The sequence below is a fragment of the Chthonobacter albigriseus genome (assembly GCF_013839445.1).
Lineage (GTDB): Bacteria > Pseudomonadota > Alphaproteobacteria > Rhizobiales > Pleomorphomonadaceae > Chthonobacter > Chthonobacter albigriseus.
Genome location: NZ_JACDIT010000001.1, coordinates 1,528,084 through 1,544,161 on the forward strand (window position 1 = coordinate 1,528,084; position 16,078 = coordinate 1,544,161).

Sequence of the window (16,078 nt, forward strand, 5' to 3'; positions counted from 1 at the left end):
GCTCACGCCGCCGTCCGGCGCTCGATCGCGACGGGCCGGTCAGCCGAGCAGCGTCTCCCGGATGAGATGCCAGCTCGCCTCGTCCGGCGCCAGGATCAGCCCGCCCGTACGATGTTCCGGCCGATAGGGGCTGCCGTCGAACCGTGCCGAATAGCCGCCCGCCTCCCGGTGGATCAGCGCGCTCGCCGCAAAATCCCAGGGCGACAGCTTGCCGTAGAGCGCGAAGTGCCCGCCGCCCTCCACGATCATCTTCATCTCCTGGCCGCCGCAGCGATACTGATAGGTGCCCCAGAACCGGCCCATTCCGGCGAGGATGCGGCTGCGCTCCGGCTCCTCCGTGTAGGACCAGGACACGGCGCCGTGCATCTCGCCGAGCGGAGCGGGCATGGCAACGCGGACCGCCCGCCGGGGCTGGTTCGGCCCCTCCAGAAAGGAGCCGCCGCCCCGGATCGCCGAGGTCCAGTCGTCCCGGATCGGATCGTAGAGCACGCCGGCGACCGTCTCGCCGCCCTCCACCACCGCCGCGATCATCGCGAAGGCCGGGATGCCGTTGGCGTAGTTGAACGTGCCATCGATCGGATCGATCACGATCGCCCGTTCCGCCGTCGCAAGCCGGTCGACGATCGACTTGTCCCGCTCGAAGATCTCCTCGCCTACGAACAGAACGTCGCCGTAGCGCGCCTTCACCCGTGCCTCGATGAAGCGCTCCGCCGCCTCGTCCGCGATCGTCACCAGGTCCGACGCATGGCTCTTCGCCTTGACGTCGTCCGCGCCGAGCCGGGCGAAGCGCGGCAGCACCTCGGCCTTGGCCGCGTCGCGCAGGATCGTGATCAGGTCGGCAAGTTCTTCGGAGGAAAACGGCATGGTGCGGTCCCGGATGGAGAGGTCCGGGCCGGCTTACCACGAAGCCGATGACGGCGCGACGTCACACGCCCCGCCGTCACCACTGGATCGATCGCGATAAGGGTGGCAGGCTCACCGCCCGTCGAGCAGCCGCCGGGCGATTACTTGCGCCTGGATCTCCGCAGCGCCCTCGAAGATGTTGAGGATGCGGGCGTCGCAGAGCACGCGGCTGATGGCATACTCCAGCGCGAAACCATTGCCGCCGTGGATCTGCAGCGCGTTGTCCGCCGCTGCCCACGCGACGCGCGCCCCCAGCAGCTTGGCCATGCCGGCTTCCAGATCGCAGCGCTTGTCCTGGTCCTTCTGGCGCGCGGAGAAATAGGTCAGCTGGCGGGCGATGTTGATCTCCACCGCCATGATCGCCAGCTTGTCGGCGACGCGCGGGAAGTTGATCAGCGCCTTGCCGAACTGGACACGGTCCTGCGCGTACTGCAGCCCGATGTCGAACGCCGACTGCGCCACGCCCACGGCCCGCGCCGCCGTCTGGATGCGGGCACTCTCGAAGGTCTGCATCAGCTGCTTGAAGCCCTGGCCTTCGACGCCGCCCAAGAGATTGCCGGCCGGCACCTCGAAGCCGTCGAAGGCGATCTCGTATTCCTTCATGCCGCGGTAGCCGAGCACCTCGATCTCGCCGCCCGACATCCCCTTGGCCGGGAAGGGCTCGGCGTCCGTTCCGCGCGGCTTGGGCGCCAGGAACATCGAAAGGCCGCGGTAGTCGCTCGTCTCCGGGTTGGTGCGGGCAAGCACCGTCATCACGTCCGCGCGCACCGGGTGCGTGATCCAGGTCTTGTTGCCGGTGATCTTGTAGACATCGCCGTCCTTCACCGCTCGGGTACGCAGCGAGCCGAGGTCCGAGCCGGTGTTCGGTTCCGTGAACACCGCCGTCGGCAGCACTTCGCCGGACGCGATCTTCGGCAGCCACTCCGCCTTTTGCTCGTCGGTGCCGCCGCAGATGATCAGCTCAGCCGCGATTTCCGAGCGCGTGCCGAGAGAGCCGACGCCGATGTAGGCGCGCGACAACTCCTCCGACACCACGCACATGCTCTCCTTGCCGAGCCCGAGCCCGCCGAAGTCCTCCGGAATGGTCAGCCCGAACACGCCGAGTTCGGCCAGCTTGCCGATCACCTCCAGCGGGATGTAGTCGTTTTTCAGGTGCCACTCGTGCGCATGCGGAAGCACCTCCTCCTCCGCGAACCGGCGCATCTCCGAGCGGAACGCCTCCAGCGTCTCATCCAGCCCGCTGTCGCCGACGATCTCCGCCGGCGTCTTCGTCTTCATCGATTCCACCAGCGCGGCCCGGAGCGCCGGCCGGGTGCCGGTCTCGATCAGGCTCTCCACCGCCGCCGTGCGGGCCTTGGCGATCGACCGCGCATCGACGCCGAGATCGGCCAGCCGCACGAACTCGCTCTGGTTCATCGGGATGCCGCCGAAGATCTGCGCCAGGTATTCGCCCGCACCGATCTCCACCAGCAGCCGCTCGGTCGCCCCATAGCGTCCTTCGCCCGAAAGCCGCTCCGCGTAGGAGTGCAGCTGGCGCAGGCTCTCCACGTAGGTGGCGAGCCAGGCGAGGCCGTGCGCCGCATGCTGCTCGCGCTCCAGCGCCTCGCCCGAGATCTTTCCGCCGACGGTCACCTTGCCGGCGACGGCGGAAGTCGCAATCTTCATGAGATCGTCGACGGCGGGAATGGCATCGGCGAGCCGGAGGTGCGCTTCGGCGATGGACGTGCTGATATCGGCGGCAGCGCTCATGGAACGGAAGTCTCCCTGGAAGGCTTTTCGGCGGTGCAGAAACTCCGTGAAAACCCGCGATGGCTCAATGCATCTTTCGTAAGGGTGACCGAAAGAAACACTGAAGCGACTAAAGTTGAACGCGAAGCAATCCCGGAGCCGACGCAATGGACCTAAATAGAGCGGAACGCACCAAATGAAGAGGCTGCGACGGTCCATCGCAACCCTATGGTACGCGATCGACCAGTTCAATCGCACCGACGGCTGGGCGATTGCCAGCCATGTCGCCTTGACGTCGCTGATGGCGATGTTCCCGTTCCTGATCTTCCTGACCGCCGTCGCCGCCTTCTTCGACCTGACCGACCTGTCCAACACCGTCGTCGAGCTCATCTTCAACGCCGTTCCGGCCACCATCGCCGGCCCGATCGCCCGGGAGGTCAAGAGCGTCCTCCTCATTCCGCGCGGCGACCTTCTCACCATCGGCGTCGCGCTGGCCATCTGGTTCGCCTCCAGCGGCGTCGAGGCGCTGCGCGTCGGCCTCAACCGCGCCTATGGCTGCACGGAGAACCGCTCGACCATCCTCCTGCGCCTGGAAAGCATGCTTTTCGTCGTGGTGGGGACGATCGTCCTGCTGACCCTTGCGTTCCTGGTCGTCCTGATGCCGGTCATCTGGTCGACGGCCGCCAACTACGCGCCTCTCCTTCACGAATTCGAACGCTCCTTCGACGTCGTGCGCTATTCCGTGACCCTCACCATCCTCGGCGGCGCGCTTCTCATCGCCCACCTCTGGCTCCCCTCCGGCCACCGCCAGCTGAAGGACGTGCTCCCCGGCGTCGGCCTCACCCTGTCCGCGTGGCTCCTGGGCGCCATCGGCTTTGCCACCTACCTCTCCAATTTCGCCAACTACGCCTCCACCTACGCCGGTTTGGCTGGCGTCATGACGGCGCTCGTCTTTCTCTACCTGATCGCAGCAATCCTCCTGTTCGGCGCTTCGCTGAACGCCGCTCGGATCGAGATGCGCGCCAAGCGGGCGATGGCCGAGCAGATGACCGATGCGGCCGACGCCCCGGGGGAAGTGGTCCACGGACTGCCCCCGACAGGCCTCGGCTTCGTCGATCGTTGGCTGAACGCTCCTGTGCGCCGCCGCCGCCCGCCCGCGGACGGCCTGCCCGTCATCCCCGGCGACAACGGTTGACAACGCACGGCGGACAGTCGATCCACGGCGACCGGGGGAGCCGATCGGCCTCTCGCGCGTTTGGCAAGAGGCAAGATCAGGAGCTCACGATGTTCACACTCGAAATCGACGGCACGCCCGTCGCGGTCACCGATGCGGATGAGAACGAGGCGCGCGAGCTGTTTGCCAGTGCCGGTTTCAAGCAGGACCTGAAGGAATTCACCAGCGGTGGCAATCCGGTCTGGAACGGAACCTCCGCCTTCACCGTCCGACCCGCTAACGAGAACGAGATCGACTACTTCGAAGAGGCGGCGCTCGACGACGACGACTTCGATGACGAGGACCTCGAGGATGAAGAGGATGGCGAAGAGCCGGTCGAATCGTCAGCCGAGGACGCGGAATTCGGCGAGTTCGAAGACGACGGCAGCTCGATCCTGTTCCTGATCGAGATCGACCAGCTCTCCGAAGAAGTCTGATCGCCGGAAACCTGAAGAGCCCGATCGATCCAGGCCGAGATTTATTCCCGCTCGCCGCGGCCGCCGTACCGTGTCGCTCATCCGTCAGCCCTGACGGACGAGCGACGTCGGATGGAGCGTCATGCAGCAGGGATTCACGCCCCATACGGGCTGGGCGACGACGACGGCCCGCCTCAACATCCGCACCGGCGCGCCGCTGACCACCGCCCCTGTTGGCCGCACCGTGGAGAGCGGAGCGCGCTTGCGCGTGCTAGGCATCGGCCCGGGCCAGCGCGTCGGCGGCAACGACACTTGGTATGCCGGTGAAGCGGACTGCTACTTCTGGTCCGGTGCTTGCCGACTGGACGAGTTGGACCCGTCTTCCGCCTCTGGGACGCCCGGCAAGATGGTCCGCCGCCGTCCGGACGGGAGCATTCTGCCGCTTGGGGATAACGACCTGAAGCGCGTTTTCGGAGATTTCCGGTGGGCACCCGGCGCTCGCAGAGGCGCGATCCGGATCCTGGACGGTTGGGCCTCTGCCAACCTCATCAAGCTCCGCACCCCGATTCTGGAACCTGTCGGTTTCCCTGCCGTCCAAGTCCACGCCAAGGCCGTCGCCTCGTTGATGGCGGCGTTTCAGGACATTGAAGCCGCGGGGCTGGAAAACCTGATCCTCTCCTGTGCCGGAACTTTCGTGCCCCGCCACAAGGGATGGGATCCGGACCGCGGGCTGAGTTCCCATTCCTGGGGTATCGCCATCGACCTCAACGCCCAATGGAACGGCTACGGCGTCCAGCCGGCGCCGCTCGGCGCCAAAGGCTCGGTGCGAGACCTCGTGCCGATCTTGGAGCGCCACGGTTTCGCCTGGGGTGGCTATTTCTCGCCGCCCTACGAGGACGGCATGCACTTCGAGCTGGCCCGCCTTGATCTCTGAAACCGGACGGATCCGGCCCCGTCCTCGGGGCCGGATGTCACGATCGTCGCGATTGCCGGTTTAGCGCGCGCTCGCTTCCAGCACGTCCTCGAACGACACCAGCCCGGTCTTCGGGGCGCTCACCAGCACGGCCATGTTGCCGGGCGCATGCTCGTTCCGCCACATCTTCATGTGCGCGGCCGGGATCTGGTCCCAGGCGAACACCTCCGACATGCACGGGTCGACGCGGCGATCGAGCACGAAGCGGTTGGCCTCGCTGGCCTGCTTCAGGTGAGCGAAGTGAGAGCCCTGGATGCGCTTCTGGTGCATCCAGACGTAGCGGGCGTCGAAGGTGATGTTGAAGCCGGAGGTGCCGGCGCAGAACACCACCATGCCGCCGCGCTTCACCACGAAGCACGAGACCGGGAAGGTCGCCTCGCCCGGGTGCTCGAACACCATGTCGACGTTGTTGCCCTTGCCGGTGATGTCCCAGATCGCCTTGCCGAACTTGCGCGCTTCGGAGAACCACTCGTCGTATTCCGGCGAGCCCACCTTCGGCAGCTGGCCCCAGCACTTGAAGTCCTTGCGGTTGATCACGCCCTTGGCGCCGAGGCTCATCACGTAATCGCGCTTGCTCTCGTCGGAGATGACGCCGATCGCGTTGGCGCCCGCCGCCGCGCAGATCTGCACCGCGAACACCCCGAGGCCGCCGGAGGCGCCCCAGACAAGCACGTTCTGCCCCGGCTTCAGCGTGTGCGGCGCATGGCCGTAGAGCATCCGGTACGCGGTGGCGAGCGTCAGCGTATAGGACGCCGCCTCCTCCCACGTCAGGTGCTTGGGACGCGGCAGCAGCTGGCGGCTCTGCACTCGGCAGAACTGGGCGAAGGACCCGTCGTGGGTCTCGTAGCCCCAGATCCGTTGGGTCGGCGACAGCATCGGATCGCCGCCGTTGCACTCCTCGTCGTCGCCCTCGTCCTGGTTGCAGTGCACCACGACCTCGTCGCCGACCTTCCAGCGGGTCACCTTGGAGCCGACCGCCCAGACGATGCCCGACGCGTCGGACCCGGCGATGTGGTAGGGCTGCTTGTGCCCGTCGAATGGCGAGATCGGCTTGCCGAGGGACGCCCAGACGCCGTTGTAGTTGACGCCCGCGGCCATCACGAGCACCAGCACCTCGTTGCTGTCGATCTCCCAGGTCGGAACGACCTCGAGCTGCATGGCCGTGTCCGGCGGGCCGTGCCTTTCCTTGCGGATGGCCCAGGCCCACATCTTCGCCGGCACATGCCCGAGCGGCGGGATCTCTCCAACGTCGTAAAGGTCCTTGAGGACCGGCCCGCTTGTCGTCTGCTGAACCGCGCTCATCGCTTCGGCATCCTTTCCTCTGGTTCTTCCGGCGGCTTCTTTTTGGCCGCCGTGACCCATCTAATCGATTGACCTGACTCGTTCAGGTCGCCTGATGCTGCAGTGCGGCGATTATTCGGCGAGGGCTCCCGTCTCACCAATAGGACTTTGTTGGTATTCCACGGGCGGTTGACCCCACCAATTCGTCGCATGCCGCGTCCAAGGTCGATCGTCGTCAGGTGATGAACGACAATCCCAGCATTCGCCCGTCACTTTTTTCGAAAACAGCCTTCAGGCAAGCTTGCGGTGACGGCCGGAAGCGCGGATTTCCGCGGGCCGGCAGCCGGTACCTGTCTCATTCGACTTTCGCTGCCGCGACTTTTGGCGTGGTTCCCGCCTCCGGCCGGAAAGGCTTAGGTTCGCTGCAACTGCGTCTCGCGCCAGCGTCATGGCGGGAGAGGTTCGTGCGCGCGTTCGGGGAGGAGACCGGCGCGCTCCAAACGCGTGGAGATCGCCTGACATGGCCGAGACTTCGGACAAGAGCGCCGGGGGCGTGAAGCGGGACCAGCCCTGGATCATCCGCACCTACGCCGGCCATTCCACCGCGGCCGCTTCCAACGCGCTCTACAGGTCCAATCTGGCCAAGGGCCAGACCGGCCTGTCGGTCGCCTTCGACCTGCCGACCCAGACCGGCTACGACCCGGACGACGTCCTGGCTCGCGGCGAGGTCGGCAAGGTCGGCGTTCCGATCGCCCATCTCGGCGACATGCGCCGCCTCTTCAGCGACATCCCGCTGGAGCGGATGAACACCTCCATGACGATCAACGCCACCGCGGCCTGGCTGCTGGCGCTTTATGTGGCGGTCGCCGACGAGCAGGGTGCCGACCGGACCAAGCTCAACGGCACCACCCAGAACGACATCATCAAGGAATACCTGTCGCGCGGGACCTATGTTTTCGCTCCCGCGCCGTCGATCCGGCTGACCACCGACATCATCGCCTGGACCTATACGGCGATGCCGAAGTGGAACCCGATGAACGTCTGCTCCTACCACCTGCAGGAAGCCGGCGCGACGCCCGTCCAGGAGCTCGCCTTCGCGCTCGCCACCGCCTGCACCATCCTCGACGGGATGAAGGCCTCCGGCGCAATCCCGCCCGCCGAGTTCCCGCAAGCGGTTGCCCGGATTTCGTTTTTCGTCAACGCCGGGATGCGCTTCATCACCGAGATCGCCAAGATGCGGGCCTTTACCGAGCTCTGGGACGAGATCCTGGAGAGCCGCTATGGCGTGGAGGACCCCAAGCTCCGCCGCTTCCGCTACGGCGTCCAGGTCAATTCGCTCGGCCTGACCGAGCCGCAGCCGGAGAACAACGTTTCCCGCATCCTGATCGAGATGCTGGCCGTCGTTCTTTCAAAGAATGCCCGCGCCCGCGCGGTCCAGCTGCCGGCCTGGAACGAGGCGCTCGGCCTGCCCCGCCCGTGGGACCAGCAGTGGTCGCTGCGCATGCAGCAGATCATGGCCTTCGAAACCGATCTCCTGGAATACGGCGACATCTTCGACGGCTCGACCGTCATGACGGCCAAGGTCGAGGCGCTGAAAGCCGAAGCAAAACAAGAGCTTGAGCGCATCCACGCGATGGGCGGCGCGATCGCCGCCGTGGAATCCGGCTACATGAAGCGCGCCCTGGTGGAGAGCAACACCCGCCGCCTGGCTGGCATCGAAAGTGGCGAGCAGATCGTCGTCGGCGTCAACAAGTTCACCGAAACCGAACCGTCCCCCCTGGCCGCTGGAGCAGACGGCGGAATCCTCACCGTTCCCGAGCATGTGGAGGCGGAAGCGGTCGAGGCGGTGCAGGCCTGGCGCTCCGCCCGCGACGCCAAGGTCGTAGCTAAAGCATTGGAAGAACTGAAGAAAGCGGCGTCTGAGGGCCGCAACATCATGGAGCCCTCGATCGCCGCTGCCAAGGCGGGAGTAACGACCGGAGAATGGGGCCGGACCCTGCGGGAGGTGTTCGGGGAATATCGCGCTCCGACCGGGGTCGGCGCCGCCGCTTCCGCCTCGGCCGGCGAGATCGAAACCGTCCGCGCGCGCGTCGATGAAGTGTCTAACCTGTTGGGAAGACGGGTGAAATTCCTGGTCGGCAAGCCCGGACTGGACGGTCATTCCAACGGCGCCGAGCAGATTGCGGTCCGCGCCCGCGACTGCGGTATGGAAGTCGTCTACGAAGGCATCCGCCTCACGCCCGCCGAAATCGTCAACGCCGCGCTTGAAGAATCCGTGCACGTAGTCGGCCTGTCCATTCTCTCCGGCAGCCATGTTCCGCTCGTTCGCGAAATCATGACCCGGATGCGCGACAATGGATTGGACGATGTTCCTGTGGTCGTAGGCGGAATCATCCCGCCGGACGACGCGGAAACCCTGCGCGCCATGGGCGTCGCAGCCGTTTATACGCCGAAGGACTTCCAGCTCACCGACATCATGGCCGACATCGTGCGGATCGTCGAAGCCGGCAGCCGCAAGGCCGCCTGACGATTTATCGGATAGCTTTTCCGGTGCGGTGTAGTCGCCTTTTTCGGGCGTCGCCCCCGCTACGTAGTCGTTTCAAGCGCCCGGAGAGGTGGCTCACAGCGCGAGCCAGCCTCCCCCTCCCCGAACACGGGGAGCACGTCCCTTTCAGAAGGTGACGCGACCGACGTCCCCCGCCTTCGGTCGTTCGCCGGTGACCAGCGCCTTGACGTAGCCATAGGCGTGGATCATGGCGCTGGAGGGCGCATCCCAATAGGCGGCGCCGTCCGCCTCCACCCGGAGCAGGGCGACGTTGGGGTCGTCCTTGCCCTCCGGAAACCAGGTGCGCATGCTCTCCTGCCAGTACTCGTCGATCTTGGCCCGGTCCTCATAGATCTCGGCCGTGCCGTCGATGGCGACATAGGTCTGGCTGTCCCAGTCCGAGTAGGCGAGCAGGACGCGCGGGTTCTCCTCGATCTCGTCGGTCTTGTGCGACCGCTTGTCGGTGAAGAACCACAACGCCCCGTCAAACTCCTGGCTTGTCGCCACCATCGGACGGGCGTGCATCCGGTCCGCACCGGCGTGGGTGACCATCATCGCCACCTTCACTTCCTTGATCATCGACCAGATCTTGGCCTTGGCTTCCGCGTCGGTCTTGGCGTCCATGGAACGTGCTCCTCCATCGTTTCGTCGAAGGGAAGACGCCGGGAGAGGGCGGGAGGTTCCTTCACGGAGCGGCGAGCGGGCCGCGGGAGAGCTTTCTGCCCGAGCGCGACCGGAGCCGACAATCCGCCGCTTTCGACGCCATAATCACCGGGCGAATCGCGACAGACGCCGCGACGCGGGGGGAACGGCATGCGACGGCTACTGACCGCCTTGGGGCTCCTACTGCTGGCTGCGATCGGGGCCGTCCTGCTACTGCCGTCGCTGATCGCCTCCGACTGGATCCGCGACCGCATCGTCCGCGAAGTGGAGGCCGCGACCGGGCTCACGGTGTCTCTCGACGGCCCAGTTTCGCTGGCGCTGTTTCCCTCGCTCGCCCTGGAGGCCCAGGATGTCGGGCTGGCTCTGAAAGACGCGACGGAGTTCGCCCGAGTCCGCGAGATCCGGTTCGGCCTTGCGCTCACCCCGCTCCTCAATCGTCAGATCGACATCACCGGCCTGGACGTGATCGGCCCGACCGTCGACCTCGCGCTCGACCAGGACGGTCAGCCGAGCTGGACCAGATCCGAATCCGGCGAAGAAACCGTTCCGCTCGATGCTGAGCCGGCTGAAGGGGTTGCTGTCGACCCATCGTCGGGCACCGGCGAAGCCGCCGGGTTTTCACTCGCCGTTCGTCGCCTGACCGTCAGCGAGGGAAGCTTTTCCTGGGCGGACGACCGGACGGGCGCCGAGGAACGGGTCGAAGACATCAGCTTCGAAACCGCGATTTCCGATCTGTCCGCGCCGGTTCGGATCGAAGGCGGCTTCACAGCCCGCGGCTTGCCCCAGACCCTGACATTGGAGGTCGCTTCCCCGTCGAGTCTGATCGACAGCCGTCGGGCGAACATCCTGCTCGACCTCACCTCCGCCCTGAGTTTCCTCAGCCTCGAAGGTTCGCTCGACCTCTCGGCGAAGAGTTTCGACGGGATTGCCGGTATCGCCAGCAAGGACCTGAGGGGCCTTGCCTCCGCGTTTGGCGCAGGCGGCCGCCCGCCCTTTACCGACCTGAAGCTCCAGACGGCCGTGCATGCCGCGGCCGATCGCCTGGAGGCGACAGGCCTGGACCTCACGCTCGACGGAATGACGGGCAAGGGCGAACTGGCCCTCGCCTTCGCCGGCGCCAAGCCGCGGGTCGACCTCCGCCTCGCCGTCGATCGCCTCGACCTCGATCGGCTGAACGCCGCGCGCGCGGAGCCGGCGCCGGATGCTCCGGCCGGTGGACCGGCCTCGGGAGAAGCCGTCGGCGGGAAACGCGCGATCGACCTCTCGCCCCTCTCCCGCTTCGACGGCGGCGTCGAACTGAAGGTGGGCGAGATCACCGGATCGGCGCTCGCGGACATCGGCCCGCTGACCAATGCGACGCTGATAGCCGTAGTCAAGGACGGAACGCTCGATGCCGCGATCGGCCCGATGACCGTCGTCGGCGGATCGGCCGACCTGCGGCTCGGCGTGAAGCCCGATAAGGCCGGCGTCCGGGTCGACGGTCGGGTGAAGGCAGGCGGCTTCGACCTGAAGGCGCTGGCCGCCCTCCGCGGCGCCGCGCTTCCGGTGACCGGCGTCCTGTCCGCCGACGTGGCCTTCGCAGCGGTCGGCGAAACCCCGGACGCCCTGAGGGCGAGCCTGGGCGCGGCCGGTTCGGTGGCGCTCCGCAAGGGCGTCGTCAGCGGCCTCGGTCTCTCCGACGCCTTCGGCGACCCGGCGGCCGACCGGCTCACGAACCTGGAGGTCGAGGCGGCCTTCAAGTCGCTGAACTCACCGGTGCGGCTGACCGGATCGGCTGCCTTTCGCAAGGAGCCCTTCACGCTGGACGTCACTGTGGATCCGCGCCGGCTGATCGCCGGCGGCGATTTCGCCCTTACCGCCAAGGCCGCCTCCAAGCGGCTGGCGCTCTCCTTCGACGGCACGGTCGACCCTGCGCGGGGAATGGTCTCCGGCGGCTTCGGCCTGGACTCGCCGTCGCTGGGCGCGGCGCTGGCGGTGCTCGGCCGCTCGGCCGGCGACCTGCCGCCCGGCAAGGTCGCGATCTTCGGCACCCTGGACGTGGCGCGGGACGCGGTCCGCTTCTCCAACGCCGACTTCACCCTCGCCGAAACGCATCTGGCCGGTGACGTGGCGGTCGCGCTCGCCGGCCGGCCGAAGATCACCGCGCGCCTGGAGGGCGACGCCGTGGACCTAGGCTCGCTGATCGGCGGCGCCAGCGGAGCCGGCGCACCCGACGCCCCGTCCAGCGGCGGGAACGCCGGCGGGGGACCGGCCCCGCGGCGTGGCTGGAGCGAGGAACCGCTGGACATTTCCGGCCTGCGCGGCTTCGACGCCGACGTCGCGATCGGCGCAAACCGCGTGCTCTTCGGCGGTGTCGAGGCGGGACCGGCGCGCCTTACCGTCGTCAACGAGGGAGGCAAGCTGACCGTGGACCTGCCGCGGATGGGCCTCTACGACGGCGAGGGCGCCGGACGCGTGACCTTGGACGGAGCCGGCGAGGTGCCGGCGTTGGCCGCGAGCTTCCGGCTGGCGGACGTGTCCGCCCTCCCGCTGCTTTCCGGCGCGGCGGGCTTCACCCGCATCGAAGGCAAGGCAGCGATGGAGATCGACCTGACGGCAGCCGGCGGGTCCGAACGGGCGCTGGCGCAAGGGCTGAACGGAAAGGCCTCGGTCGCCTTCCGCGACGGCGCGCTCCGCGGCATCGACATCACCAGCCTGCTCCAGTCAGCCGCGCTCAACGTGGTCACCGGCTTCGGCCAGAACCCGGAGGCCAAGACGGCTTTCCACGCACTGACCGCCACCTTTGCGATCCAGAACGGGCAGGTGACGAACGACGACCTCCGGCTCGACGGCCCCTATGTGCGTGCCACCGGCGCCGGCCGCATCGACGTGCCGAACCGGCAGATCGGCTACCGCGTGGTGCCCACGCTGGCCGCCCCGGACGGGACCGGGGAGGTGAGCTTCGAGGTGCCCGTCATCATCGAGGGAAGCTGGGACGCGCCGCGGATCTACCCTGACATCGCCGGCATCCTGGAGGATCCGAAGGCCGCCTACGACAAGCTGCGCAAGCTGGGCGGCGCCTTCGGCCGGATCGGGCGGGAAGGCGGCGACCTCGGCGCCGTGCTCGAGGGCCTCGCGCCCGGCCTCGGAGCTGCGATCGGCGGCGGCGGGGCTGGCGAAGCCGGCCCTGGCCAGGGTGAAGCCGACCCGCTGAACCAGATCCTGGAGGGTGTCCTGGGTGGCCGCCGGCCGGCCGGGCAGCCCCCCGGCCTGGACGATCCCGGTATCGAACCGCAGCCGCTTTCGGACCTTCCCGGGCAAGCCCTGCCAGGCGAACCGGTTGCGCCCGGTCTGCAGGCGCCCGAGCCGGATGCCCAGCCGAGCCTCGGCACGCCGGTCGATCCCGGCATCGGCGGACCGATCGACGAACCAGGCCCGGCGCTCCCGGATCCCGCCCCGCTGCCGATGGCGCGCCCCGCGCTGGACGACGCGCCCGTCGCCTTGCCCCCGCCTGACGTGGACCCGGTGGAGGAGCCCCCCGTCGCGGCTGGCCCCCTGCCCGACGCGCTGGGACCACCGGCAGAGCCTTCCCTCGAACCGCTCCCCGACGAGCCGGGTCCGCTGGCCGATCCGGGCCTCGAACCGCTCCCTGGCGAGCCCGTCGAACCGCAGGACCCGATGGAGCTCCTGATCCAACAGGGCGTCCAGCAGCTCCTGCCGCAGCAGTAGCCGCGGGCAAAGCCAAGGCCGATACGGGCCGAAATCGTGGGTGGTCCGCCTGCGCGGACCATGACGGCGGGAGGGTGCGTGGGGACATGCGGTCTCCGACGTCGGCGCGCCGCTACTCGGCAGCGATCTGATCGCCGATCAGGCGCGCGACCTCGCGGTGGATTTCCAGGTGGGGCATGTGACCGACGCCGTCGAAGACGTGGGTGGCGATCAGGCCGGGCAGGCCGTGCGCCTGGCGGGTGGGCAGGATCCGGTCCTGGGTGCCCCAGATCACCTTGACGGGGATGTCGAGGTCGCCGAGTGCGCGGCGGTCGACGGTGCGCTGCTTGGGGCCGTCGAGGATCGCCTCCGCGATGGCGGCCAGCAGCTCCACCTTGCCGGGCGTTTGCCGGTCCGCGGCGATCTGCGCGGCCATGCGGCGCGGCGGCGCGTGCTCGAAGCCGAAGAACTGCTCCAGCAGCGGGGCGATCTCCGCCTCCGACCGCGCCACTGCGAATCGGCGGAGGATCCGGTGGTTGATCTCGGTGCCGAAGCCGCCTGGGGCGACCAGCGTCAGGCTGGCGAGCCGCTGCGGGGTGCGCAAGGCGATCAGGCTGGCGACCGCGCCGCCCATGGAGTGCCCGACCAGATGGATCCGGGGAAGGCCGAGCCCGTCGAGGCTCTCCGTCACCGCCTTGGCGGCGACCCCAGCGTGACCGGCTTCCGGCCAGTCGAAGGCGCGGCCGTGGCCCGGCAGGTCGAAGGCGATCGAGCGACGGCGGCGGGCCAGCGCCAGCTGCACGTTGGTCCAGCCGAGCGCATCGCCGGCAAAGCCGTGCAGCAGCACGATCGGCGGGCGGCCGTCCGCCTCGCCACGGGTGGTGTAGGGAAGGATGTCGGTCATGTGGAGAAGTCGCCCCTTGCGCCGGCCATGACGGTGCCGACCGGCCGCCGCATCGGTTGAGGTCTCAGCCGGCGGAGGCTGCGGCCTTGGCGACCATCGCCTCGGCGAGACCGTCGCCGGATGTCCAGGCGGCCTCCACGCGGGGTGCGATCAGCCAGTCGCCGGCGGCTCCGATCCGCCCGTCCGGGGAGAGCAGGAAAGTCTCGCCGACGGCCTTGTCGACGAGGGCGTAGCGCCAACGGTGAACCGCTTCGTAGAGGCGCGCGGGCAGCGGGCCGACGGCGGCCTCCAGCATGGGGACAAGGGCTGCGCGGACACTCTCCGGGTCGTCCTCCAGGTGCTCGGCCGACCACTGCGGATTGGCCTGGGCGATCCAGGTCTCGCCCTCGCGCCCGGGCTTGGAGGCGCTGCGGGCGACCCACTGCAGCGCGCCCTGGTCGCGCACCACGTCGAAGCCCGGATCGATCGGCGCGGACAAGGCGGCGATCAGCGTCCAGCAGGGCGCCATCGCGGCGAGCCCGATCCGATCGAATGGCGCCCCGTAGGCGCCGAGCAGGCCTGCAGCCTGCGGCGCCGGGACCGCCACCACCACCCGGTCGAAGCCGGCCGCCTCGGCGCCGTCGGCGAACGAGAGGGTGAAGCGGCCCTCGATCTCGTGGATGGCGGTGACCGTGCGCTCCTGCGCCACCGTGAAGCCGTCGACGAGGGCGGTGACGAGGCCGCTCATGCCGGGCATGCCGACCAGCCACTCCTCCTCGCCGTCCTTGCCGCGCGGCACCCAGGGGGCCGCCGCGCCGATCAGCTTGGCCCGCGCCACCCACGCCTTGAAGGCTGGTTCGCGGGCGGTGAAGTACTGCGCCCCGTGGTCCGCCGGCCCGCCCTCGGTGCGCCGGGTGGCGAGCCGCCCGCCGAGGCCGCGGCTCTTGTCGAAGACGCTGACCTCCGCGCCCGCCTTGGCCAGCTTGCGCGCCGCGGTGAGCCCGGCGATGCCGGCGCCCACCACCGCGACCCGGAGGCCATCGAGCGGATGCAGGTCGGTGTCGGACATGGAAGCTCCTCGCAAGAACGCTCGACAACGACGGACGGGCTCCGCCGGTTCCGGCGCACTATAGGCGACGGGAGAACCGTTGCGAGTGTTTTCCGGACCGGATCGGGCGCGGCCCACGGCCCCGCTGCGACATGAAGAATAATTCACTCGGCGCACCCCCGGTGGTTCTGCCATCCTGGTGAAACCAACAGGGGTGGGAGGGAAGACCGGTCATGAAATGGCTCGTTGTGTCGGGGATGCTCGTTGTTGCCATGTCCGCCCCCGCGGCGGCGGCCGGGGCCAAGTATCGCGCGGAATCCCAGAGCGCCGATGCGCTCAAGGCCTGGGAGGTCATCGGCGACTTCTGCGCCATCGCGACCTGGCATCCGGATGTCGCCACCTGCGTGATGGGCGAGCGCGACGGCAAGCCGGCCCGCACCGTCACCCTGAAGGACGGCGGGGTGATCGTCGACAAGCTCGATGCCTACGACCCCTCGACGCTGACCTACGTGATCAGCACGGTGGAAAGCCCCTGGCCGATCCAGTGGATGATGGCCAAGCTCTCCACCAAGCCAGACGACGAGGGCGGCGCCGGCGTCAAGTGGGTCGGCACCTTCGAGCCGAAGGCCGGCACCACGGATGCCGACGCCAAGATCCCGGTCGAGGCCTTCTTTAAGCGCGGCGTCGACGGCATCTTCTCCAAGCTCGGCGTGGAGCCGAAGGTCGAAGGCTGACCCC

General features: G+C 68.3%; 12 protein-coding genes. 6 read left to right on the forward strand and 6 right to left on the reverse strand.

Going from position 1 to position 16,078, the window contains the following annotated elements:
- Positions 1–39: 39 nt before the first annotated feature.
- Together HZ321_RS06940 and HZ321_RS06945 are read right to left on the reverse strand one after the other, a co-directional pair.
- A complete protein-coding gene (locus tag HZ321_RS06940) occupies positions 40–864 on the reverse strand; it encodes an inositol monophosphatase family protein (protein WP_181701451.1) in 825 nt (274 codons plus the stop codon).
- A gap of 111 nt (positions 865–975) precedes the next feature.
- Complete coding sequence (locus HZ321_RS06945) at positions 976–2,652, reverse strand: acyl-CoA dehydrogenase family protein (RefSeq protein ID WP_181701452.1); 1,677 nt, start codon at positions 2,650–2,652, stop codon at positions 976–978.
- A gap of 175 nt (positions 2,653–2,827) precedes the next feature.
- On the opposite strand from HZ321_RS06945, the gene HZ321_RS06950 reads away from it, so the two are divergent.
- The 3 genes from HZ321_RS06950 (at position 2,828) to HZ321_RS06960 (ending at position 5,194) form a co-directional block, all read left to right on the forward strand.
- Positions 2,828–3,826, forward strand: coding sequence for a YihY/virulence factor BrkB family protein (locus HZ321_RS06950; protein WP_181701453.1), 999 nt, complete (start codon positions 2,828–2,830; stop codon positions 3,824–3,826).
- The gene (locus HZ321_RS06955; RefSeq protein WP_244635608.1) at positions 3,823–4,281 is read left to right on the forward strand and encodes a hypothetical protein; all 459 of its coding nucleotides are present in this window, start codon (positions 3,823–3,825) and stop codon (positions 4,279–4,281) included. The genes HZ321_RS06950 and HZ321_RS06955 overlap by 4 nt, the downstream gene beginning before the upstream one ends.
- A 121-nt stretch (positions 4,282–4,402) precedes the next feature.
- Positions 4,403–5,194 (forward strand): M15 family metallopeptidase, encoded by a 792-nt coding sequence (locus HZ321_RS06960; RefSeq protein ID WP_181701454.1) that lies wholly within the window; start codon positions 4,403–4,405, stop codon positions 5,192–5,194.
- 60 nt (positions 5,195–5,254) lie between these two features.
- Here the strand turns inward: HZ321_RS06960 and ccrA are convergent, their stop codons facing one another.
- Positions 5,255–6,535 carry a crotonyl-CoA carboxylase/reductase gene (gene ccrA / locus HZ321_RS06965; protein WP_181701455.1) on the reverse strand — a complete coding sequence of 427 codons (1,281 nt, stop codon included), beginning with the start codon at positions 6,533–6,535 and terminating at the stop codon, positions 5,255–5,257.
- Between the two features lie 499 nt (positions 6,536–7,034).
- On the opposite strand from ccrA, the gene HZ321_RS06970 reads away from it, so the two are divergent.
- Entirely contained in the window at positions 7,035–9,041 is a 2,007-nt protein-coding gene (locus HZ321_RS06970) for a protein meaA (RefSeq protein WP_206682730.1), read from the forward strand.
- Positions 9,042–9,185: 144 nt separating this feature from the next.
- Here HZ321_RS06970 and HZ321_RS06975 read toward each other — a convergent pair whose 3' ends face one another.
- Positions 9,186–9,683 (reverse strand): pyridoxamine 5'-phosphate oxidase family protein, encoded by a 498-nt coding sequence (locus tag HZ321_RS06975; protein ID WP_181701457.1) that lies wholly within the window; start codon positions 9,681–9,683, stop codon positions 9,186–9,188.
- A 189-nt stretch (positions 9,684–9,872) separates the two neighbouring features.
- Here HZ321_RS06975 and HZ321_RS06980 point away from each other — a divergent pair, with 189 nt between their 5' ends.
- Complete coding sequence (locus HZ321_RS06980) at positions 9,873–13,430, forward strand: AsmA family protein (protein ID WP_181701458.1); 3,558 nt, start codon at positions 9,873–9,875, stop codon at positions 13,428–13,430.
- A 112-nt stretch (positions 13,431–13,542) separates the two neighbouring features.
- On the opposite strand, the gene HZ321_RS06985 is transcribed toward HZ321_RS06980, so the two are convergent.
- Both HZ321_RS06985 and HZ321_RS06990 read right to left on the reverse strand, forming a co-directional pair.
- Positions 13,543–14,313: an alpha/beta fold hydrolase gene (locus tag HZ321_RS06985; RefSeq protein WP_181701459.1), complete on the reverse strand. Its 771-nt coding sequence runs from the start codon at positions 14,311–14,313 to the stop codon at positions 13,543–13,545.
- Positions 14,314–14,377: 64 nt separating this feature from the next.
- Positions 14,378–15,361 (reverse strand): NAD(P)/FAD-dependent oxidoreductase, encoded by a 984-nt coding sequence (locus HZ321_RS06990; RefSeq protein WP_181701460.1) that lies wholly within the window; start codon positions 15,359–15,361, stop codon positions 14,378–14,380.
- Positions 15,362–15,573: 212 nt separating this feature from the next.
- Between HZ321_RS06990 and HZ321_RS06995 the strand changes: the two genes are divergently transcribed.
- On the forward strand, positions 15,574–16,074 hold the full coding sequence (locus HZ321_RS06995; protein ID WP_181701461.1) for an SRPBCC family protein: 501 nt from the start codon (positions 15,574–15,576) through the stop codon (positions 16,072–16,074).
- The last annotated feature ends 4 nt before the right edge of the window (positions 16,075–16,078 follow it).

What these genes read in the sequence shown, in the direction of transcription:
- HZ321_RS06950 (WP_181701453.1), top strand. Translation starts at nt 2,828, where the DNA reads ATGAAGAGGCTGCGACGGTCCATCGCAACCCTATGGTACGCGATCGAC.
- HZ321_RS06980 (WP_181701458.1), top strand. Translation starts at nt 9,873, where the DNA reads ATGCGACGGCTACTGACCGCCTTGGGGCTCCTACTGCTGGCTGCGATC.
- HZ321_RS06975 (WP_181701457.1), bottom strand. Translation starts at nt 9,683, where the DNA reads ATGGACGCCAAGACCGACGCGGAAGCCAAGGCCAAGATCTGGTCGATG.
- HZ321_RS06995 (WP_181701461.1), top strand. Translation starts at nt 15,574, where the DNA reads ATGAAATGGCTCGTTGTGTCGGGGATGCTCGTTGTTGCCATGTCCGCC.
- HZ321_RS06945 (WP_181701452.1), bottom strand. Translation starts at nt 2,652, where the DNA reads ATGAGCGCTGCCGCCGATATCAGCACGTCCATCGCCGAAGCGCACCTC.
- HZ321_RS06970 (WP_206682730.1), top strand. Translation starts at nt 7,035, where the DNA reads ATGGCCGAGACTTCGGACAAGAGCGCCGGGGGCGTGAAGCGGGACCAG.
- ccrA (WP_181701455.1), bottom strand. Translation starts at nt 6,535, where the DNA reads ATGAGCGCGGTTCAGCAGACGACAAGCGGGCCGGTCCTCAAGGACCTT.
- HZ321_RS06960 (WP_181701454.1), top strand. Translation starts at nt 4,403, where the DNA reads ATGCAGCAGGGATTCACGCCCCATACGGGCTGGGCGACGACGACGGCC.
- HZ321_RS06990 (WP_181701460.1), bottom strand. Translation starts at nt 15,361, where the DNA reads ATGTCCGACACCGACCTGCATCCGCTCGATGGCCTCCGGGTCGCGGTG.
- HZ321_RS06940 (WP_181701451.1), bottom strand. Translation starts at nt 864, where the DNA reads ATGCCGTTTTCCTCCGAAGAACTTGCCGACCTGATCACGATCCTGCGC.
- HZ321_RS06985 (WP_181701459.1), bottom strand. Translation starts at nt 14,313, where the DNA reads ATGACCGACATCCTTCCCTACACCACCCGTGGCGAGGCGGACGGCCGC.